This window comes from Streptococcus dentasini, assembly GCF_053206945.1.
The window spans coordinates 100494-122128 of the sequence record NZ_JBRUHS010000007.1; the positions used below are offsets into that span (position 1 = coordinate 100494).

The 21635-nt window shown below is 41.9% G+C and carries 17 protein-coding genes and 3 pseudogenes; 9 read left to right on the top strand and 11 right to left on the bottom strand.

Features of this window, described 5'->3' with window-relative positions; translation table 11 throughout:
- Positions 1 to 175 precede the first annotated feature (175 nt).
- From ACVR1G_RS06735 to prfB, 5 genes are all read right to left on the bottom strand, one after another.
- Positions 176 to 451 carry a DUF2812 domain-containing protein gene (locus ACVR1G_RS06735; RefSeq protein ID WP_447452422.1) on the bottom strand — a complete coding sequence of 92 codons (276 nt, stop codon included), beginning with the start codon at positions 449 to 451 and terminating at the stop codon, positions 176 to 178.
- Between the two features lie 31 nt (positions 452 to 482).
- Positions 483 to 797 (bottom strand): PadR family transcriptional regulator, encoded by a 315-nt coding sequence (locus ACVR1G_RS06740; protein ID WP_447452423.1) that lies wholly within the window; start codon positions 795 to 797, stop codon positions 483 to 485.
- Positions 798 to 1441: 644 nt separating this feature from the next.
- Positions 1442 to 2356 carry a permease-like cell division protein FtsX gene (gene ftsX, locus ACVR1G_RS06745; protein ID WP_447452424.1) on the bottom strand — a complete coding sequence of 305 codons (915 nt, stop codon included), beginning with the start codon at positions 2354 to 2356 and terminating at the stop codon, positions 1442 to 1444.
- On the bottom strand, positions 2349 to 3041 hold the full coding sequence (gene ftsE, locus ACVR1G_RS06750) for a cell division ATP-binding protein FtsE (protein ID WP_447452425.1): 693 nt from the start codon (positions 3039 to 3041) through the stop codon (positions 2349 to 2351). The genes ftsX and ftsE overlap by 8 nt, the downstream gene beginning before the upstream one ends.
- A gap of 22 nt (positions 3042 to 3063) precedes the next feature.
- A protein-coding gene (gene prfB, locus ACVR1G_RS06755) for a peptide chain release factor 2 (RefSeq protein ID WP_447452426.1) occupies positions 3064 to 4162 on the bottom strand; the annotation gives its coding sequence in 2 pieces (ribosomal slippage) (positions 3064 to 4089 and positions 4091 to 4162; 1098 coding nt in all).
- 172 nt (positions 4163 to 4334) lie between these two features.
- On the opposite strand from prfB, the gene ACVR1G_RS06760 reads away from it, so the two are divergent.
- The 4 genes and pseudogenes from ACVR1G_RS06760 to ACVR1G_RS06775 all read left to right on the top strand — a co-directional run.
- Positions 4335 to 5192 (top strand): metallophosphoesterase, encoded by an 858-nt coding sequence (locus ACVR1G_RS06760; RefSeq protein WP_447452427.1) that lies wholly within the window; start codon positions 4335 to 4337, stop codon positions 5190 to 5192.
- Positions 5193 to 5662: 470 nt separating this feature from the next.
- Positions 5663 to 7438: a glycerophosphodiester phosphodiesterase gene (locus tag ACVR1G_RS06765; protein WP_447452441.1), complete on the top strand. Its 1776-nt coding sequence runs from the start codon at positions 5663 to 5665 to the stop codon at positions 7436 to 7438.
- A 353-nt stretch (positions 7439 to 7791) separates the two neighbouring features.
- Positions 7792 to 8169: a hypothetical protein gene (locus ACVR1G_RS06770; protein WP_447452428.1), complete on the top strand. Its 378-nt coding sequence runs from the start codon at positions 7792 to 7794 to the stop codon at positions 8167 to 8169.
- Between the two features lie 26 nt (positions 8170 to 8195).
- Positions 8196 to 8435, top strand: a pseudogene (locus ACVR1G_RS06775) (transposase); the annotation flags it as partial.
- An 84-nt stretch (positions 8436 to 8519) separates the two neighbouring features.
- Here ACVR1G_RS06775 and ACVR1G_RS06780 read toward each other — a convergent pair.
- From ACVR1G_RS06780 to ACVR1G_RS06790, 3 genes and pseudogenes are all read right to left on the bottom strand, one after another.
- Positions 8520 to 10466: pseudogene (locus ACVR1G_RS06780) on the bottom strand (PHB depolymerase family esterase); the annotation flags it as partial.
- 344 nt (positions 10467 to 10810) lie between these two features.
- Positions 10811 to 10931: pseudogene (locus tag ACVR1G_RS06785) on the bottom strand (YSIRK-type signal peptide-containing protein); the annotation flags it as partial.
- Positions 10932 to 11150: 219 nt separating this feature from the next.
- The gene (locus ACVR1G_RS06790; protein WP_447452429.1) at positions 11151 to 12695 is read right to left on the bottom strand and encodes a peptide chain release factor 3; all 1545 of its coding nucleotides are present in this window, start codon (positions 12693 to 12695) and stop codon (positions 11151 to 11153) included.
- Positions 12696 to 13009: 314 nt separating this feature from the next.
- On the opposite strand from ACVR1G_RS06790, the gene ACVR1G_RS06795 reads away from it, so the two are divergent.
- The 5 genes from ACVR1G_RS06795 (at position 13010) to lrgB (ending at position 17526) form a co-directional block, all read left to right on the top strand.
- On the top strand, positions 13010 to 13654 hold the full coding sequence (locus ACVR1G_RS06795) for an HAD family hydrolase (RefSeq protein WP_447452430.1): 645 nt from the start codon (positions 13010 to 13012) through the stop codon (positions 13652 to 13654).
- A 60-nt stretch (positions 13655 to 13714) separates the two neighbouring features.
- Positions 13715 to 15466: a LytS/YhcK type 5TM receptor domain-containing protein gene (locus ACVR1G_RS06800; RefSeq protein WP_447452431.1), complete on the top strand. Its 1752-nt coding sequence runs from the start codon at positions 13715 to 13717 to the stop codon at positions 15464 to 15466.
- Positions 15447 to 16181, top strand: coding sequence for a LytR/AlgR family response regulator transcription factor (locus tag ACVR1G_RS06805; RefSeq protein ID WP_447452432.1), 735 nt, complete (start codon positions 15447 to 15449; stop codon positions 16179 to 16181). The genes ACVR1G_RS06800 and ACVR1G_RS06805 overlap by 20 nt, the downstream gene beginning before the upstream one ends.
- Positions 16182 to 16334: 153 nt before the next feature.
- Positions 16335 to 16799 carry a CidA/LrgA family protein gene (locus ACVR1G_RS06810; protein ID WP_447452433.1) on the top strand — a complete coding sequence of 155 codons (465 nt, stop codon included), beginning with the start codon at positions 16335 to 16337 and terminating at the stop codon, positions 16797 to 16799.
- A gap of 1 nt (position 16800) precedes the next feature.
- Positions 16801 to 17526, top strand: a complete 726-nt coding sequence (gene lrgB / locus ACVR1G_RS06815) for an antiholin-like protein LrgB (RefSeq protein WP_447452434.1) — start codon at positions 16801 to 16803, stop codon at positions 17524 to 17526.
- 188 nt (positions 17527 to 17714) lie between these two features.
- Here lrgB and ACVR1G_RS06820 read toward each other — a convergent pair whose 3' ends face one another.
- Genes ACVR1G_RS06820 through murD form a run of 3 tightly spaced genes read right to left on the bottom strand, consistent with a single transcriptional unit; the run spans position 17715 to position 21329 of the window.
- Entirely contained in the window at positions 17715 to 18878 is a 1164-nt protein-coding gene (locus ACVR1G_RS06820) for a cell division protein FtsQ/DivIB (RefSeq protein WP_447452435.1), read from the bottom strand.
- Positions 18879 to 18888: 10 nt separating this feature from the next.
- Positions 18889 to 19971 (bottom strand): UDP-N-acetylglucosamine--N-acetylmuramyl-(pentapeptide) pyrophosphoryl-undecaprenol N-acetylglucosamine transferase, encoded by a 1083-nt coding sequence (locus tag ACVR1G_RS06825; RefSeq protein ID WP_447452436.1) that lies wholly within the window; start codon positions 19969 to 19971, stop codon positions 18889 to 18891.
- 2 nt (positions 19972 to 19973) lie between these two features.
- A complete protein-coding gene (gene murD / locus ACVR1G_RS06830; protein ID WP_447452437.1) occupies positions 19974 to 21329 on the bottom strand; it encodes a UDP-N-acetylmuramoyl-L-alanine--D-glutamate ligase in 1356 nt (451 codons plus the stop codon).
- Between the last annotated feature and the right edge of the window lie 306 nt (positions 21330 to 21635).

Below are 21635 nucleotides of genomic sequence, written 5' to 3' on the forward strand. Positions count from 1 at the left end.
ATAAAGGAAAACAAAAAATCATTGTTGGCCTTGCTGATAAATTCCGTAAGTGCTAATAGGAAGAAAAATAGCGCTAAGCCACCTAGGTTAGATATTATCCTCTTTTGTAGAGCTCTTTTAGACTCTTTATCTGAAAAAATATTATTACTACTATCCTGAGCATTTGTTTGTATCTTTAAAAAATATTTTTTCCTGCCCACTTATCACCGTAAATGAATTTCCACCCACTGTCATTAAACAGGGTCAAGTATTCCTGAAAATCCTCGCTCGTCATTTTACTCCTAAAGTCTAACCTGACTGGTTTAACGAAGTCTTCTTCATGTAACTTTTCAAAGGTGTATCTAAAAAGTAATGGATTTACCGCAGTGAGACGATAGCCACCTTTTTGAATAGCATTTATCCATTCTTCCTCTTGTTTTAAATTATAAAAGAATACACGATATTTCTTCATAATTTGCCCCTTTCTAAATCCTCCCTGTATATTATTTTTTATCCAAATTATTTGCTATGGTCACCATTTTTTTCAATCGCTGGATCTCTAATTCCAGTATTTCTCTACCAGCTGAAGTTATTTGATAGACTTTCCGACGTTTATCATTACTTGGAACTGATTGAATCCATTGTAGTTTGAGAAGATTTTCAATAGCACCATACATTGTCCCAGCAGCTATCCAAACATCGCCATCACTCATCTCATCAACCTTCTGCATGATGGCATAGCCATGAGCCGGTTCAAATAGAGCCAATAAAATATAATAAGTCGTTTCCGTCAAGGGAAGATCCTTATTGCGCCTCATGTTTTGTCCTTTCTAATATTATATCGTTCAACTATACAGTTAAACTTTATAGTGATAATATATACAGTTAAACTATATATGTCAACTGTATAATCAGCCACCAACTAAGGTGGTGGTTCTCTTGTTTTTCTCTCTGAGAAAAACTGACTGGAAACCGTAAGAAAAAGAGTCTGTGACAAAAGTCCAGACTCTTAGTAGATACTCTAGATTTATCAGATCAACGCAGTGGTTGGGAGTAAGACTTGTTGGCTATGCCAAGAAGTCTTACCCCTGCACAGTTCATTAGGTGCTTTAGCACCAATGAACCACTGCTGATTGGGGGTCCCTTATCTTAGGGCGCTTCCCTATCTTAGGCACCCCCTTAAACAGTCCAGTGGACTGTTTAACAACCATCCAAGTGATAGCTCCAACAGTTTGGGGATAGACTGCCAAAGTCTGCCATCTAAAAACAGGAAAGTGGCAGAGGCCTGAGCCTTAAAATAGGAGAGCGAGGACAATCAAAATCGTGATTTTGCCACGATTACTGATTGAGCCCCACTCTCTGTTCAACTATTAACTGTGATAATGACACACTGAAATCATAACACCTTTATGATTATACTCACTAAATTGAACCGATCCAAACCTAATTTAACTTTGCTGCCTTAGGCTCTAAGGTAACGACTGATAGAAATCATGGATCCGATAGAACCAATAACAATACCGATTAAAAACAGGCTCCCCACCAGATAGTAAAGGAAGGGGTCAGCTGGGTAAAGGCCAAGGTTTTCAGCTGCCAAAGATGGCCCAATACCATTTAAGCTTGCTTTATAAAGGAAATAAACAACCACGGCCGGTACAATCGCTCCTAGAATACCGATCCAAGCTCCCTCAAAGAAGAAGGGTGTTCGGATATAAGAATTCTTAGCACCGACCAAGCGCATAATGACAATGTCATCTTTACGAGACATAATAGTAATGCGAATAGTATTAGAAATTAGGAAGATCGCTACTAACACCAAAAGTACTGTACCAGCCGTTCCCCAAGTTCGAATACGACCGACTACCGCAGTTAATTGTTCGGTATCAACACCGCCGTAATTAGCATCATTAACGCCTTCAATTTTTTTAATCTCCTCGGAGATCTTTTTCATGTCATCCGCTGAATCAACTTTAACTAAATACGCATCGTAGAGAGGGTTGTTGGTTTCATCGTAAGACCAAGCTTCCCCATATTCATCCTGCAGATTTTTCAGCTGCTCATTCCGATCGGAGAACTTAATAGATTTGACACCATCAATAGCCTGAATCTGATTATAAATAGTATGATAACTATCATTATTGCTGCCATCAGAGTTTGTCTGATGCCCATCAAAAACATTGGTTTCCATGTAAACATTGATTGTCAGATTATTTTCGACATCGTTCCCCAATTTGTTAATATTGAGCAAGACAGCGGCAAAAAGTCCAACCAAAGCCAGAGTGATGGTTACAGATGACACAGCCGCAAAGGTCATCCATCCCTGCCGCCTCAGGCTAACAAAGGATTCTTTTAAGTGGCGGAAAAAACTACTAATCATTGTAACCGTACTCCCCTTTCTCTTCGTCACGGACAATCTTACCTTCTTCCAAGGCTAGAACACGATGCTTATGAGTATTGACAACTGTACTATTGTGAGTTGCCATCAAGATCGTTGTTCCTTGTTCATTGATACGTTCTAAAAGGGTCATAATCTCCTCAGAAATTTCTGGATCTAAGTTACCAGTTGGCTCGTCCGCAATTAAAACTCGCGGATTGTTGACCAGTGCACGCGCAATTGCGACGCGCTGCTGCTCACCACCAGACAGCTGCTTAGGGAAAGAACGTTCTTTGTGTTTCAGCCCTACTAGTCTGAGAACCTCCTTAACCCGTTTTTGAATAATGCGGGGCTTTTCACCAATAACTTCCATCGCAAACGCCACATTTTCATAAACCGTCTTGTGGTTAAGTAATTTGTAATCCTGAAAGACCACACCGATGGAACGACGCAGGATAGGAATCTGTCTCTTTTTGATTTTATTGAGGTGGAACTGCCCAACCTTGATCGAACCACGGCTAACAGGCTCTTCGCGGTAGAGCAGGCGAATCAAGCTAGATTTTCCTGCTCCTGAGGGACCAACTAGGTAAACAAACTCTCCCTGTCGGATATTCAGCGAAATATCCCGCAGGGCCGCAGCACCGCGATCATATTTCTTAGAGACTCTTTTTAATTCAATAAGTGCCATAGTTTTCCTTTCTGAATCTATCTTATTCTTCTATCCGCCATTTGAGATAGGCATCAACGAAGCCATCAAGATCGCCATCCATAACCCGATCAACCTGAGCAACCTCATAACCGGTACGGTGATCCTTGACCATCGTGTAAGGGGTAAAGACATAGGAGCGAATTTGACTGCCCCAAGTAATTTCTTTCTTGTCACCCTTGAGAGCAGAAACTTCTTGCGCTTTTTTCTCCTGTTCCAATTGATAGAGCTTAGATTGGAGCATCTTCATTGCTCGATCACGATTACCATACTGGGTACGGTCTACCGTCGATGCCACAACAATGCCCGTTGGGAGATGGGTCAAACGAACACCCGTCGAAACCTTGTTAACATTTTGTCCACCAGCACCACCTGAACGGAAGGTATCCATTTTAATGTCATCTTCACGCACCTCTATCTCTATACTGTCATCCAATTCCGGCATGACTTCAACCGATGTAAAGGAGGTGTGGCGACGTTTAGCTGAATCAAAAGGCGATATCCGAACTAGGCGGTGAACCCCCATTTCCGACTTAAGCAGGCCGTAAGCATTAGGACCTTCAAAAGAGAGGGTTACTGATTTAATACCGGCTTCATCACCAGCCTGATAATCTAAGGTTTCAACCTTAAATCCCTTGGCATTGCCATAACGCTGATACATGCGCAGCAGCATATCTCCCCAGTCCTGAGCCTCGGTCCCCCCTGAACCCGGATGAATTTCTAAGATAGCATTATTATTATCGTAAGGTTCGGACAAGAGCAAGGCCATCTCGTAACTGGTCATCATCCGATCTAATTTTTCAAGCGTTTCTTCCAATTCTTCCTGAACACTGCTGTCTTCCTCCAGCATTTCTAAATAAAGATCGGACTCCTCTGCTAGCTCTTCCATTTGCCTAAAAGTATCGTATTTTTGCTTAAGTTCATTGAGCTCCTGTGAAGTTTTTTGAGCAGCGATATTATCATCCCAGAAATCTGGCTCTGTCATCTTGTTTTCCAACAAAGCGATGTCTTCTTCTAGACGATCGAGGTCAAAGAGACCTCCTGAAGCTAGTCAACTTCTCTTGATTTTCTACTATTTTTTGACGGATTTCAGCCACTTCCATTAGGTTTCTCCTATCTACTTAGTATCCTTAGTATTTTACCACAAAGCCCTTAAATTTGCCATGTGTTGTATTGTTACTTCTGCTATTTGCTACTACAAAAATGAGACTCGACGATCTGGCTCCCAGACTAAATAGCTAACACCGGAAAGCATTTTTCTGTTACAATAGACCCATGACAAAACTAGCAATTATGAGCGACCTCCACATCGATCTTAACCGATTCAGCGAGTTTGAAATAAGAACTCTTCGCACAACCTTGATAGATAAAAAAATCGACCACCTTCATATCGCCGGTGATATTTCCAACCACCACACAGAGGTCTCTCTTCCCTTCCTAAACAGTCTAGCTCAGGATTTTGAAGTAACCTATAATTTAGGAAATCACGATATGCTAGACTTATCCGATACAGAAATCGAGACTTTGGATTTCCAAGTTTACAACTTGGGACAGCGGCAGCTTTTAGCCTTTCATGGTTGGTATGACTACTCCCTCTCACCTGAGCCCATTGACCAAATTATACGACGCAAGAAAACATTTTGGTTTGACCGCAGACTGAATCGCTCCTTAGGTGATGCTCAAATTACGGAGCGCATTTTGACAAAATTAGAAGAGCAGCTAAATAAATTAGATACCAGCCGGCTGATTATTGCCATGCATTTTGTCCCCCATAGCCGGTTCACTATGACCCATGAGCGCTTTATGCCATTTAATGCTTTTCTAGGTAGTCAGAAATTTCACCAGCTCTTCTCAGCTTACGGGGTTGCAGATGTCGTTTTTGGTCATGCTCATCGCTCCTACGGTGATACTGCTATTGATGGCGTCACCTATCATTCAAGACCTCTGGGCTATATCCGCGAATGGGATTTGACGATCGACTTTGTATCCAACCATCCTGAACTCAACCCTACGGGGACTTGGAATCTCTCCAAACGCTATAATCTCGTCAAAAATAATCCTGATTACCAAGCGCATAAACGAAGCCATCTGTCACAAGAATTAGAGAAATCTATGACTGTATTTGATGGGTAATTATTACAAATGGTTTGGCTCAAAGCTAGGTCATTTCTAATAGTCCGCCTAGCCTTAAATTGTCCAGACTTACGTCATAAAATAAATCAAACCTGAACCAAGATTATGTTACAATAATCTTAAAACTATCTATAAATCAATAGCTTTTTAAAAATTGAACTAATTTGATCGCTTTTGAATAAGGTCACAATACGACTGGATAGATTGCGTCTGCTGGTTGCCTCGGCCAACTGAGCGAGCGTATGAGTCCTTGCCGCCATTTCAGGCAATCTTGAACTTACAGATAGGGGCTAAGCCCAGGATCTCACAGCCACGGTTGAACCGTATAAACTTATCTGTGTTTGTACCCAAGGATAGTCAGCAGTTGTTTTTTTCTTGATCTATTGCTGCTTTGACCCTATTTTTCAATCTCTAACTGTCAACCAGATTATTTATCAAATCAGTTTTGTATTCTAAGAGAAGGAGGATTTATCTTGTCGCTGCGATCTTTATTAAAAGAGGTAGGGAAAAATTTGCATACCTATATCTGGACTTACATCTTGACCAGCATTGTGCTCCAGATTGGCTTAGCTTATGTCGCTAAGGGAATTCTGGCCTTTGTCTTTAACCGTATTCTGCTTTTTGCCGGGATAACCGGTCTCAGCCCTGATGATCTGCCGGATCTTTTTGCACACCCACTAGCCCTCAGTTTTCTATTTATCTACTTGCTACTTTTGGCCAGCATGATCTATTTAGAATTTGCCATTTTAACAGCGACAGTCGCCAATACCTATCAGGGACCTTCCCTAAAGCAGCGCCTGAAAGAACTTCCCTATAAACTCCATCAGCTCCTTGGGCCTCAGTTGTTGATTTTCCTCTGCTATCTTTTACTCATGGTCCCTATTGCTAATCTTGGACTAAATTCAACCCCCCTTGAACACTTTAAAATTCCTAACTTTATTTCAGAAGAACTGGTTAAAACACAAACAGGTAAGGCTTTCTACTGGGCGATGCTTGGGCTGGTAGCCTACTTAAATCTGCGATTTATCTACTTTCTGCCTCTTTATACCTTAAGTAGTCACAAGCCCAGTCAAGCGCTAAGAGATAGTTGGTTGCTTACTAAAAATCAGCAAATAAAGCTTTTAAGCCTAGTTGGTATCTATACATTTGGAACTAGTACACTCTTAGCTCTGCTCTACGGTATCAGCATCCCCTTCTTTACACTTCTGGATCCAGATGGACAAAATCTTGTCATTGAAACTTTTTTCTACAGCTTGATGAGGAGCCTGACATTTGTCCTTCATACCGCCTTAAAATATGCCATTATCATCACTCTAGTACAGCAGCTCTTCCTGAGTAATGCGCTGTTATCAACAGCTTCACCTACTAAAAGGGAAGGCAGGACAGCAATTCCTAAATGGTCTCGGCCCATCTTTATACTAAGTCTAATAATTTGGATTGCCTCCAACGGCCTCTCTTTATATCTCCTACAGAATACGAATCATCCCCAAATGGTTGCCCATCGTGGGGATGTCAGTCGTGCCGTTGAGAACTCCATCCCTGCTATGCAAGCTGCTCACAAGGCTGGAGCTGATTATTCGGAGATGGATGTCGTTATGACCAAAGATCATCAGTTTGTCGTCAGTCATGATGAAAACATCAAACGGCTGACAGGGATTAATAAAAATATTTCTGACATGACCTTAGCCGAAGTCACTAGTCTTAAAACTCACCAAAACGGCTATACCAGTCATATCGCTTCCTTTAAAGATTTTATGACAGCAGCCCAGCAAGATCACCAAAAAATTGCTATTGAACTCAAGCCTTACAACCATAACCCTCAAGTCTTCCTTGATGCTTTTATCAAGGAGGCCAAACAGCTGCATATCACAAAAAACAACAAGATTATGTCACTGGACCGTCAGCTGATTGAAAACCTTGAAACTAAACTGCCTCAGGCTGATACCGGTTATCTTATTTCCCTGCAATTAGGACCAATTCCCGATTATCAGGTTGATTTTTATGCCTTAGAGGAATTTTCTTACAACGATATCACTCTCCTGTCAGCTGCCCAACAAAGAAAACAGCTCTATATTTGGACTATCAACCAAGACAGCCTGATGATGCAATTCCTTCAGAGTCCTATCCAAGGTATTATTACCGACGACTTAAAACTGTATAGAGAGGATAGAGATGACATCGCTAATGACGATAGTTACTTCGATCGTGCCTTAAGACTCTTAAACATTGAGTTCAACGGCTCCTAATAGCGCTTTCTTAAAATCTACTTTTTTCAAAACCTGACTCATAATAGATAATCCCCCTTCTCTGCTGTTGTTTAGCCAAAAAACGCTTGTCAAAAGGAAAAATAAAATCAATCATTGTAAGGCTATCAATTTTCCTTGTTTTCCCTTGCTATTTATTGGGCTCTGTAATTCCTGCGGTGGGTAAATCCCCATCAGAAATTACAGAGCCTTTTTAGGTGATGAATGTTCAATGCTCAGATGCTGGTTTATCCATTCTACTTCAGCTTAACTTTTGTCATCGCAACTTAATTTGCATTAGCTGCTTCTCTCTGATAGACTGAATCAAGCAAAGATAAGTATCTAAGGAGAAAGACATGGAATCGAATAACTTAGCCAGTATTAATGCTAAATTAGGCTTATATGGAGGGGGATTAGCTCTAGTTTTAAGACTGTTAAAATGGAGCATTTTTTCCTATATGGCCATTCAGTCAACGACTTCCGATGATGAAGCTCTAGCAGGACTCACCTATCTAGTGTTTGCTTTTATCAGTCTCATAATAAAAATTGTCACCTTCATCTATGGTCTTCTGGCTAAGAGAAAATATTCTGGACAAAATAACATTCCATCGGCAGCTCATACCCTCTTTATCATTGCTCTCCCCGTCAATATCTCCTTTGGTTTTATCGCAGATATTAGCTGTATCATAGGCGGTTATTTTTACAAACAAGGCCTGAAAGATTTCAAAGAATAGTTGTATGCACTTAAAGCCTGCTTAAAAAGGAATTCTCAAGACATCATGAACTCACCTATAAGCTTAGTGTTGAGGTTTATTTCCCTAACTCATGCGCCTTGCAATGTGGAACAAATGAGAATACAAACAGACTATTACAGGAATACTTCCCAAAAGGAAGTGATTTAACAGAAGCACACCCCTTAATCATTCAGGAATGGGAGGATAAGTTAAACAACAGACCACGAAAATGCCTAGGCTGGAAAACTCCTTATGAAGTGTTCTAGGGAAAAAATGTGCACTTAATGTGACAATTCATCATACAAAAAGATCCCAGATAAGACATCTGAGATCTTTCTTTTTATAGAGGATTACCGACGGCGTCTCACCTGAGCATTGAGCCAATCAAAGACATTGCCGTAAGATCGATCATTTACGACAGCTTGACCATCACCACCGTGAGTAGCATTAGTCGCTACCATTCCAGATAAACCATCCCAGTTTTTAGCATTATCCGTATTTTGAACACCAGTAACCTGATCATTCAGGAAGTAAACCCAGGACCAGTGACCATTGTAGGTAATGTTAGGATTAAATTGACCGACATTACTCTCAAAGTAAGAGAGCCATTTATTTTGTGCACCTGCTTTAAGCAAGTCTTTATAGAAAGGCAAAACATTAGTATCAGGGTCAACAGTATCATCTGCCCGCGTATGAATCAGCCACATGGGTTGATTTCTCAAAGCGCTGATAGCCGTAGCACTAATCGTTTCATTGTTATTGCTAAGATAGTCATCATAAGGAGCAGCAATTGGTACTAGAGCAGCAAAGTAATTTGGATAGGCTACCCCCATATCTAAGGTCATCCCCCCACCATTGGAGACCCCGGATAGGTAAATACGCCGGCTGTCAACATCAGGATGCGCAGCTACATAAGAACGAATCGCTGCCATCAAACTGGATGTGTCGTCCTTGTTCCAAGGCGTTGGCGTTTGCAGCACAAGAACGTAAGCTCCTTTCTGCTTCCCCCTACCTGTTGATGTAAAGTGATCTTGGATAGAATCTTCAGTTAGCTTAACAGCATTGCTCGCTAAAAGAGGAATATTCACATCTGTACCAACCTCCCCAACACCATGCAACCAGACGATAAGTGGATTTTTTTCACCAGCTTTGGCCTGCTCAGGCTGGTAGGCAGCATACTGATATTGACTGAGTTTACCGCGTTCTGAAAAGCGATCAGTATCGGGTAAGAGACGATTATTAATGGCATCTTGTTCAGAATTTACGGTCTGACGCTTATCCGAACCATCAGCCTCTACTTGTAAATTATCAACCTTAACTATGTAACTGCCAACCCAGTTATTACGGAAGGCAGCAAGATCAAAAGTGAATGGCGAGGCATTCTTACTGCTATCTGCTGTGTTATAAGGAACATCCAGCTCCAAGGTCACATAGTTGCTACTATCAAAATAGACGACATGGCCTTCTGCATCGGATACATAAGAATTGAGAATTTTACGTTCAAGCCCTGCAGTAGTAACAGTCGCCTCATTGTGGATAACCGCAGGAGTCACTGGTTGATTAAACTGCAGGATCACCTTTGACACACTGGGACCGAATTCATAGCTGCTGATAACAATACTGGCTTTAACTGTCTCAATCTGATTGAGAGCCACTGCTTCCCCTTGATGATTAAAGTCATAAGTAACACCATCAATCACCCGGGTGGTGTTTTTGACTAAATCTCCTGAACCTGCCTCATAGTAGTGCTTAGCACCACCAAACTCTGCAAAATCCCCCTTGACTTGACTGCCGTCAGCGTTAAAGTAAAGTTCTTGGCCATTGATCGTCTGCGCTCCGGTCAGAGGAACACCATCCGATCCCAGATAATACCACTTATCAGCGACTTGGAGAAAACGATTTTCTACACGATTACCGCTGTTTCTATCATAGTAGTGGTTTTTACCATCCTTATCAACCGCAAAAATACCCTTGGCTTGCTTACCAGTATCAGGATCAAAATAAAGATTCTGGCCATTGATAGATTGAGCTCCTGACACGCGGGCACCATCATTTCCATAGTAGAACCAAGTCTGGACATCACTACCCATACGGAAGCGATTGAACCACTTCTCACCGCTATCGGCATCGTAGTAATAAACCTTATTGTCAATAGTAACTTCTTGTCCCTTGATTTGCTTACCATCTTGGGCAAAATACATTTCCTTGCCCTGAATCGTTTGGCTGCCTGTGACATTACTGCCCTCGTTATCTAGATAGTACCAATTCCCCTGACCATCATCAACAAAAGTGTTACGATAGCGCGTCTTAGCAACATCAGCCTGCCTAAAAGCTAATTTTGCGACTTCTGGGCTAAGGGCTGGCATGCGAGACACCGCCGCTTCTGTCTGTAACTCTACCGACTCAGAATCCAGCGATTGACTGACAGCTGTGCTGGTATTTTCTGATGTTTCAGTTGCTTGAACTTCGCTACTAACAGCTCCATCTTCCTGACTGGAAGCAAGTTCTTGATCTTGTCCTTCTGAAGGCGCTACTGCAGTGGGAGCAGCTGTTACCTGCTCTTTTACTTGAGTGTGCTCCTCTGACTCAGACAGCTGATTGACAGCTGTCTGCCCTTGACTGCCTGATTGAGCCTCCTGATAATCCGCTTCATCAGCTTGAGCAGCGCTGGCTGCCCCCGTTAAAGAAGCTGCAACGGCGACAGAAGCCAGCCCAAATTTCAATTTACGAAAACTGAAATATTCTTTTTTTTCCAATGACATAGACATTTCTCCTTAATGATAGTTTACGTTATTGTAACATAATTTTCATATAAAAAAACTGTCATCTCTACAACAAATTGCTTACAAAACCTATATTTATCAATAATTTTTCTGTTTTATCACTAATTAATGAGATTTTTAAGGTGATAATCTTAAATATCTGCCTAATCTAAGAACCCCATATAAAAAGCTACCCTTGAAGGTAGCTTCCACACATAATTACATCTTCTCTTCTAACTCCACATCTGGATACTTATCTGCAAACCAACGCAGGGCAAAATCATTCTCAAAGAGGAAAACGGGTTGATCGAAACGATCCTTGGCAAGAATATTACGGCTGGACGACATACGCTCATCCAAGTCGTCAGGCTTAATCCATCGCACCGTTTTACTGCCCATCGGGGTCATGACCACTTCAGCATTGTATTCACCTTCCATACGATGCTTAAAAACTTCAAATTGAAGCTGACCGACAGCTCCCAGCATATATTCACCGGTTTGATAATTGGTATAGAGCTGGATAGCTCCCTCTTGCACCAGCTGCTCAATGCCTTTATGGAAGGACTTCTGCTTCATGACATTCTTGGCTGAAACCTTCATAAAGAGTTCGGGTGTAAAGGTTGGCAGCGGCTCAAATTCGAACTTATTCTTGCCGACGGTAAGAGTATCACCAACTTGATAAGTCCCCGTATCGTAAACGCCAATTATGTCACCAGCAACAGCATTTTCCACGTTTTCCCGTGATTCGGCCATAAATTGGGTAACATTGGACAATTTAGCCCCCTTACCCATCCGCGTTAAGTTGACTGACATACCTCTCTCAAACTCACCAGAAACGATACGCACAAAGGCAATACGGTCGCGATGGCGGGGATCCATATTGGCTTGAATTTTAAAAACAAAACCGGAAAAATCCTTATCCAAAGGATCGATCACACGGTCATCCGTCGTTTGGTGGCCATGTGGTTCTGGGGCAAATTCTAAAAAGGTATCAAGAAAGGTCTGTACCCCAAAGTTTGTCAAAGCCGAACCAAAGAAAACGGGAGTCAGCTCACCCGCCAAAATGGCTTCTTCTGAAAATTCATTACCGGCCTCAGTCAGAAGCTCGATATCTTCCTTAGCTTGTTCGTAGAAGGGATTGCTGGCAAAGAGGGTATCTCCATCTGAAATTTCAGCAAAGCGCTCATCACCCTTGTAGAGCTCCAATCGCTGGTTGTGAAGATCGTAGAGTCCCTCAAAGGATCGGCCCATACCGATTGGCCAGTTCATAGGATAGCTGGCGATACCTAGGACATCCTCTAATTCTTCCAAGAGGTCTAAGGGTTCTCGCCCATCACGATCCAACTTATTGATAAAAGTAAAAACGGGGATACCACGATGCTTTACGACCTCAAAAAGTTTCTTGGTCTGCGCCTCAATCCCCTTAGCAGAATCGACTACCATGACAGCTGCATCCACCGCCATCAAGGTCCGATAGGTATCTTCAGAGAAATCTTCGTGCCCCGGTGTATCTAGGATGTTGACACGCTTGCCAGCATAGTCAAACTGCATAACCGAGGATGTTACAGAAATTCCACGCTGTTTCTCAATATCCATCCAGTCTGACTTGGCAAAGGTTCCAGTCTTTTTTCCCTTGACGGTACCCGCTTCGCGGATTTCACCCCCAAAATAGAGTAGCTGCTCAGTAATGGTTGTCTTACCTGCGTCTGGGTGAGAGATAATCGCAAAGGTTCGCCGTCTTTTAATTGCATCTTGAAGTGTCATCTTGCTTCCTTTATTATTTGAAATAGTAGGGCAAGCCCAGCCCTTGCTACTTCAAACTCTATTCTTATATTTATTACAAGCCGGCCAAAGGCCGAGCTAACAACGTCCTATTATAGCGAAAGATGGAGAGATTTTCAAATTAGATTTAAAATTCTCGTTCCCCTGCAAACTAACCTCAAAGCTTAATGCCACTGAATTTTAATAGCTTTTTTGCATTTTCCTTATTCATACTCAAAGAAACAGGCTGGCTATCTTCTGGTTGAAAATGTAAAAGATAACGTTTACAATAGAGGCACAAGATTGAGGAGGAAGCCATGAAAAAAATTATTATCTTCGATATGGACGGTGTTATTGTTGACTCAGAGTATACTTTTTTGCAGACTAAAACGCAGATCCTGAGGGATCATGGAATTGATACCGATGAAAGTTACCAATATCAGTATATGGGGACCACCTTTGAATTCATGTGGCAAAAAATGAAGGACGAATTTCAACTGCCTAAATCTGTATCGGATTACATTGCAGAAATGAATAAACGGCGTTCTGAAATGATAGCACGCGATGGTGTTCGTCCCATCAAGGGTGCCCAGCAGTTAATACACTGGCTTTACGATCATGATTACCGTTTAGCTGTTGCATCATCCTCCCCCTTAGGTGATATTCAGTATGCGCTGACAGAGTTAGAGTTGGCAGACTGTTTTGATTACATGGTGACTGGTGAAGCAGTGCCGCATTCAAAACCAGCTCCCGACGTCTTTTTAAAAGCAGCTCAACTTTTAAAGGTCAATCCCGCCGACTGCACCGTTATCGAAGATACTAAAAATGGCAGTCTGGCCGCCAAAGCAGCTGGAATGTACTGCTTTGGTTTTGCCAATCCTGATTATCCACTCCAAGATTTAAGTGCAGCTGATAAAATTATCACAGACTACCAAGCTATCTATCCTTATTTAGCCAAATAGGCTCTTTGAGGCAGATACTAGGGATAGTCATACAGCAGGCAGCTATGGGAGGCTCTCGCTATGTTAATGATTCTGCTTTTCCAAAGGCTGGGAATTATTATGATTCTAGCCTTCTTACTTGTCAATAACAGTTACTTTCGGCAGCTAATTGGTGAACGATCCAAGCGTGAAACAATTGACTTGATGATCATCTTTGGTATTTTTGTCATTATCTCCAATATGACGGGAATCGAAATCAGAGGAGATCGAAGCTTGGTTGAAAGACCGATCCTCACTTCTATTTCTCATTCAGATTCATTGGCTAATACCAGAACACTAGTCATCACTACCGCCAGTCTAGTAGGGGGACCTCTAGTCGGTACGGTGGTAGGTTTTATCGGAGGTATTCATCGCTTCCTCCAAGGAAATTTTTCCGGTGCCTTTTATATTGTCAGTTCTTCTCTAGTCGGTTATCTCAGTGGTCGCATTGGCGATTATCTAAGAGGTAAAAAGCTCTACCCCTCGACTGCTCAAGTTATTTTTATCAGCTTGTTGGCAGAGTCTATCCAGATGCTCTTTGTTGGATTTTTTACAGGTTGGGATCTGGTCAAATTAATCGTCATCCCGATGATGCTGCTCAATTGTCTGGGATCGACCCTATTTCTGGCTATCCTCAAGACTTATCTTTCTAATGAACAGCAGCTACGGGCTGTCCAGACACGGGATGTCCTAGATTTAACACGGCAAACCCTGCCCTATCTCCGACAGGGGCTGAGTCAGCAATCAGCAGCTAAGGTCTGCACCATTATCAAAGCCCATACCAATTTTGATGCCGTAGGTCTGACAGATCGCACCAATGTTCTAGCCCACATAGGAATAGGGCAGGATCACCATATTGCTGGACAGCCCGTTAAAACCGACCTCTCTAAAAGTGTTATCTTAAGTGGAGAATCTCAGACTGCTCTTGATAAATCAGCCATTTCCTGCCCTGACAAAAGCTGCCTTCTCAATTCAGCTATTGTCGTTCCACTCAAAATCAACACTAGGACTGTTGGAGCCCTGAAAATGTACTTTGCTGGTGATAAACAGATAACAGAGGTAGAAGAGAACTTAGCTCTGGGTTTAGCACAGATCTTCTCAGGACAGCTGGCCATAGGCATTGCTGAGGAGCAGAATAAGCTCGCTAGCATCGCTGAAATTAAAGCCCTTCAAGCTCAAATTAATCCCCACTTTTTCTTCAATGCCATCAATACCATCAGTGCCCTAATCCGTATTGATACCAGCAAGGCACGCTATGCCCTCATGCAGCTGAGCACCTTTTTTAGAACCAGCCTACAAGGCGGTCAAGATCGTGAAGTAACCCTAGAACAGGAAAAATCCCATGTCGATGCTTATATGAATATTGAAAAGCTCCGTTTTCCTGACAAGTACCAGTTAGACTATAACATTACAGTCCCAGAATCCATGACTCTTCCTCCTTTTGGACTTCAGGTTTTAGTCGAAAACGCTGTTCGCCATGCTTTTAAAGACCGCAAAACCAATAACCGTATCCTTATTACGATAACAGATGAGCAAGGCAGTTATAAAATAGTTGTCAGGGATAATGGGACAGGGATTTCTTCTGCCATCATTGATAAGCTAGGTCAAGAAATTGTCTCAGAAAGTACAGGTTCGGGAACTGCCTTAGTCAATCTTAACAATCGCCTTAACCTTCTTTACGGCAGTGTCAGCCGCCTGCATTTTGACAGTGACTCTGAGGGAACCACTGTCTGGTACACTATTCCTAATAATATCAATACCGGAGATGATAAGCATGAAAATTCTGATTCTTGATGACGAACAACTAGCCAGGCAGGAATTAAACTTTTTAATCCAGAACAGCCAGCAGATTGCTCAGCCAGAAATTTTTGAGGCAGAAGATATTAGCTCAGCAGAAAAAATTCTCTTTCGTCAGGCAATTGATTTGATTTTTCTGGATATCTCCCTCAGTGAGGAGAATGGTTTTACTCTAGCCAATCAATTAGAACAACTGGCCCAGCCGCCTCTTGTTGTTTTTGCCACCGCCTACGACGACTATGCTGTTCAGGCCTTTGACAGCAATGCTGTAGATTATATCCTAAAACCCTTTGAGCAGCAACGCGTTGACAAGGCCCTAGCCAAGGTACAAAAAATTCAGAAACTAAACACCCCTGAGACAGATACTGCCAAATCACAAAAAAGTGTTGAATTACTGACCTTGACACTAGCCGACCGCAGTGTCGTTTTAAAACTAGCCGATGTCGTTGCCGCCAGCGTTGAAGATGGTGAGCTAACCGTCAGTACTAAAGATAGCAGTTATACTGTCAAAAAGCCCCTCAATTGGTTTAAAAAGCGGGCGGTTTCTCCCAATCTTTTGCAAATTCATCGCAATACCATTGTCAATCTTGAAATGATTAAAGAAATCCAGCCTTGGTTTAATCACACCCTTCTGCTAGTCATGACCAATGGTGACAAATTCCCTGTTGGACGCTCCTATTTAAAAGCATTAAACAACCACCTTACCCTATAAAAGTTACCTATCAATACAAAGATGTGTTGTCGTTGAGAAGTTGAAAATTGCATTTCAGCTTCTTTTTTTTGCAACCGGGCTTAGGGTTGAAAACGCTTACCAAAAAATTTTATATAATAAAGCCGTTCAATAAAAAAAGGAGCTATCTGCATCATGAAAAAAGCAACTGAGTCCCACCAAACTAAATCAGCACCTATGTTTATCCAAATGTCTATCTATACAGCTATCCTTTTGGTTTCTCAAATCATCTCGGAGCTGCTGCCCAAAGCCTTGCCCATTCCAGCTACAGTTATCGGGCTTATCTTGATGTATGCTCTACTCAGCAGCCACCTCATCAAGGTAGAATGGGTAGACTCATTAGGTTCTCTCCTTATCAGTATGATTGGTTTTATGTTCGTTCCATCAGGCATCTCTATCGCTGCCAATCTCAATATTCTTCAGGCAGAAGGCTTACAGTTAATACTGGTCATTGGATTGTCAACAGTTGCCATGTTGGTCATCGTCACTTATGTTACTCGTGTTATTCTATCTCTAAGACAAGTCAGTCTAGCTAAATTAGCAGAAAAACTTCATTTTCATACATTGAAAAAATTTGCAAAGGAAGTAGAGGGTAAATAAAATGGAACTATTGAAAACACCTATTTTCGGTATTTGCTTCTCACTGATTCTCTATACCATCGGTCAGTATCTCTTCAAGAAAAGCAAGGGATTCTTTCTCTTGCAGCCCCTTTTCTTTGCTATGGTTGCCGGTATTATTCTCTTGATTTTACTGGCTAAAGGACTGGGTACCGATGCTAAAACCCTCTACATCCAAGCCTATAAGCCCGGCGGTGATTTGATTTTCTGGTTCCTCAATCCAGCCACTATCGCTTTTGCTGTACCGCTTTATAAGAAGAATGCCACCATTAAAAAATACTGGTTGGAAATTCTCACCAGCTTAACATTAGGCATGGTTATTTCTTTAATGCTCATTGTTAGCATTTCTAAAATGATTGGGCTCAGTCATGTCAGCACTGCTTCTATGCTGCCACAAGCTGCAACAACAGCTATCGCCCTTCCTATCGCTAGTGCCATTGGAGGTAATTCAGCTGTTACCGCCATGGCTTGTATTCTCAACGCCGTTATTATTTACGCTTTAGGTAAAAAACTCGTTAAATTCTTCCGCCTCGATAAAAGTGAAATTGGCGTCGGCTTAGGGCTGGGCACCTCAGGCCATACCGTTGGAGCGGCATTTGCTCTAGAGCTAGGAGAACTGGAAGGAGCCATGGCTGCTATCGCTGTGGTCATTATCGGCCTAGTTGTTGATTTTGTTATTCCTATTTTCAGCTACCTAACTGGCCTATAGACCTAGAAAAAAGGGAGTCATCCGCTCTTCTCTAAAAACTTGTGCCTAAGTAGACAAAACCTCCTTATAAAAAAGAAGAAGCCAACTTTTATTCAAGCTCAAATCATTTAACCTAACAGAAAAAAAAGAGAGTTTTATCACTTCCTTCCACTTGAAACACAACATAGCTTATAGTTTTTAAAAGCAGCCTACTGCTCTGAGTTGGCTGCTTCATTTGTATTACTATCAGAACTTTCAGCTTCAGGCTGATTGTCTTGGTTAGGGTCAGTTTCAGGGACCGCATCATCTGCCGACGAACTTTCAGATGTCTCACCTTCCTGATTAGAGTCATCACCCTCATCACTAGTAGCAAAGATACCGACCTCCATATCGACAACATGGTTGTCCTTCAGATTATCCTTAATTTTATCATAGTATGGCAGCTTCTTATCAATCTGCGACAAGGGAACATAAACAATATTGCCATCCTGCATATCTAATTTCAACAAGTCAGAAGTCGTTTTCGAACCTGCTAAGCTAATCACCTTAATCTCTGAAATCAGGTTTCGGTCCATTTTGGTTAACTTTTTAATCAGACTAGATAAGTACTTACCATTTTCAAGGTTGATCGTTGTAAACTGTTCAGGTAAGTCATTAGCCTCAAGACTGTTGAGACGGGTCCCACTTTCTAAAATAGGCTCATAGCCTTGGTCAGTTTGGGCATAGGCTACAATATTATGTTCTTTTACCTTAATGGTGAAAGTAAAAGGAAAGTGGTAATCTACTTTGGCTGATTTAACCCAGACATCATTTTTCTCAATAGAGCGGGCCAATTCAGAACGGTTAAAAATCGTTGAGAAGGTATAGGAGTCATCTGCTAATCCAGAAGCTTTAACCACAGTTTGACTGTCTGTTCTATTAGCCCCATCAACGGTAACCTGCTTAATTTTACTGGCTGGAGTCATCAGATAAAGTGAGAAGATTATCCCCAGAATAGCAGGCACTAAGACGCTAGTCATTCGCCGCTTAAACTTAGTCGAAAGAGGGTTAGTTTTAGGTTTCGACTTGACAACTGCCTTCTTTTGCGATTTTTTCTTAACTGGCTTTATCTTTGTTTTTTTTGAAAAGGTCTTAGCAGATTTAGACTGGGTAGCAGACTCAGATTCCCTTTTTTTCTCGTCAAGCTCCTTTTTACCAGTAGATTTTGCTTGCAGGCGTGCTCGCTTTTGTGCTTGCAGTTCCTTACGCAGTTTTTCTTGCTCTTTCTTTTCTTTTTCTTTTTGCTTTAGAAAGTCCAGATTGCGTTTCTGCCACTCCGTCAGCCCGTTTTTCTCTTCCCCTTTCGAGGAATCATTCGTTGGTTTTTTAGCCAAGGTCTCCCTCCTATTTCTTCTGGATAATAGCAGCACTTAAAAGTTTGTAAAATTCATCCGGTGATTTCAATTCTTCTGTTGCCGCCATAGCTGCCAGATACCTATCTTTTTCTTCCCAAAGATGATCTAACTTGGATTCAAGCTCATCTAAGGTCAAGTCTGACTCAGCCAGCTGCTGGGCATAGCCCTTTTTCTCGAAATAAGCAGCATTTTCCAATTGATCACCCCGACTAGCTTCCTTGCTCAAGGGTACAATGATCTGCAGTTTACGCATGGCCAAGAGCTCAAAAATGGTATTAGAACCACCCCTCGTAATAACAACATCTGCCATATCCATCAGGGGTTGATAAAGATCTGTGACATAATCTACACGATAGAGATTCTTGCCCAGGCTATTGAGGCTCTTATCGCCTGAAATATTAATAACATTATAATCTCTCAGTAAATCAGGATTGTGACTAATAAAATCATTGAAGACCTTAGCACCAGCCGAACCGCCAATAAACAGGAGGGTCTTTAGCTGTGAGTCAAACTGAGCCTTGATAGCAGCAATTTCAGCAGGTTCTTCCGAAATTTTTGCAGCAGCCTTCTTTATTACAACCTTAGTAATGGCACCGACATGCTGTGCCTTGCTTAAAGATGTTCCCAATTCAAAGGTTGTGTACATTTTTGTCGCAAATTTATAAGCAATGCGGTTGGCCAAGCCCATGGATAAGTCTGACTCATGCACAAAAACAGGCACACCTAGCAACTTAGCGGCTACAACCGGCGGGACAGAAACAAAACCTCCCTTAGAAAAAAGAGCTTGTGGCCTAATCCTAGCAATAATGGCTAACGACTGCAGAACACCCCAGCCAACCTTGAAAATATCCAGCATATTTTGAAAAGAAAAATACCGACGCAATTTTCCGGTTGCGATACTGTGAAAGGTCACGTCAAAGCCTGATTGTTTTAACTGCTCATGCTCAATACCATGTTTATCACCAATATAGTGAACTTCCCAGCCATCTTTTAAAAACTTAGGAATCAAAATTAGATTCAAGGTCACATGACCGACCGTCCCACCGCCAGTAAAAACTATCCTTTTAGCCATGCCTATTCTCCTTGGAGTGCTTCAAAAGCAGCGATAAACTCGTCACCACGGACTTCAAAGTTTTTATACATATCCCAGCTAGCATTGGCAGGACTAAGGAGAACAGTGTCTCCCTCATCAGCTTCTTCAAAGGCCAACCCCGCTGCTTCCTTAACATCCTGAGCATCAATATAAGAGACCCCAGCCTTATCAGCGGCTCGTTTGAGACGGTGAGCTGACTCACCTAGAATAACCATCTTTTTAAGTCCTTCAATGTCAGGCACTAGATCATCAAATTCGTTTCCACGATCCAAACCACCGGCAATGAGGATAACCTTACCATTAGCAAAGCCAGACAGAGCTTTTTGAGTAGCTAAAATATTAGTTGATTTACTATCGTTGTAGAAGGCTACACCATCGACCTGCCCTAGAGATTGCAGACGATGCTTAACACCCCCAAACTGCGACAAAGTCTCAACAATAGCTTGATTAGAAATCCCCGATAGCTTAGCAACAGCAATTGTCGCCAGAGCATTTTCAATATTATGACTGCCGGGCACTCCCAATTCATCTGCCGCCATAACGGCCTCCCCCTTGAAATAAAGCTGACCATCGAGCAGATAGGCGCCATCTACAACTTCTTGTGTTGAAAAGGGTACGATGTCTGCGGCAGTCTTGGTAGCTAAATCCTTAGCCAAATCTTGATTAAAATTAAGCACTAAATAATCATCTGCCGTCATATTTTTTTGAAGATTCCACTTAGCCGCAACATAAGCCTCAAAGGAGCCATGATAATCAAGATGAGTTGGCATAAGATTGGTAATAACTGCTATGTGAGGATGAAAATTCTCTATTCCCATCAACTGAAAAGAAGACAGCTCCATAACAAGTATATCCTCTGTGGTAGCTGACTGGGCAACTTCAGAAGCTGGGTAGCCAATATTACCAGACAATAGACCGGATAGGCCGCCATTATTAAGAACATCTGCAATCATCGTCGTTGTTGTTGTTTTACCGTTGGAGCCTGTAATACCAATAATTGGACTTTCAGAAATACGATAGGCTAGTTCAACTTCTGTATAGACAGGAATTCCCTTCTCCAAGGCTTTAGCAACCATAGCATTATCATAAGGGATACCTGGATTTTTTACCATACAGGCAAAGTCCTCATCTAAAAGTTCTATAGGATGAGAACCACAAATAACCTTAATTCCTTCTTCCAGCAGCGCTTGGGCTGACGGATTTTCCTCAAAAGGCTTACCATCATTCACCGTCACAATAGCACCCAGTTTTGATAAAAGACGGGCAGCCGCTTCACCTGAACGGGCCAACCCCAGAACCAGCACTTTTTTATTTTTAAATTCTTTAATTGCTTTCATATCGCGCCCACTTCTAACCTAGTATAGTTCTCTTTATTTTACCCTTAATCTCCCGCTTTTTCAAGATAAAGAAAAAATGTTGATCCTTTTCTAAGTAAAGAGGACAGTCAACCTTCTTTGGCTTTATAATTTCTCTAGTAGGCAAGACTCCCATCAGATATTTAAGGCCTTTTGTTTAAAATCGAGTAGAGGCTAATCACTAGCCCCTCTCACACCACCGTGCGTGCCGTTCGGCACACGGCGGTTCAATTAACTTTTAACGCATGTCGTTCTAAGTAGTAATCCAAGCATGAAACCAGTCCTCGT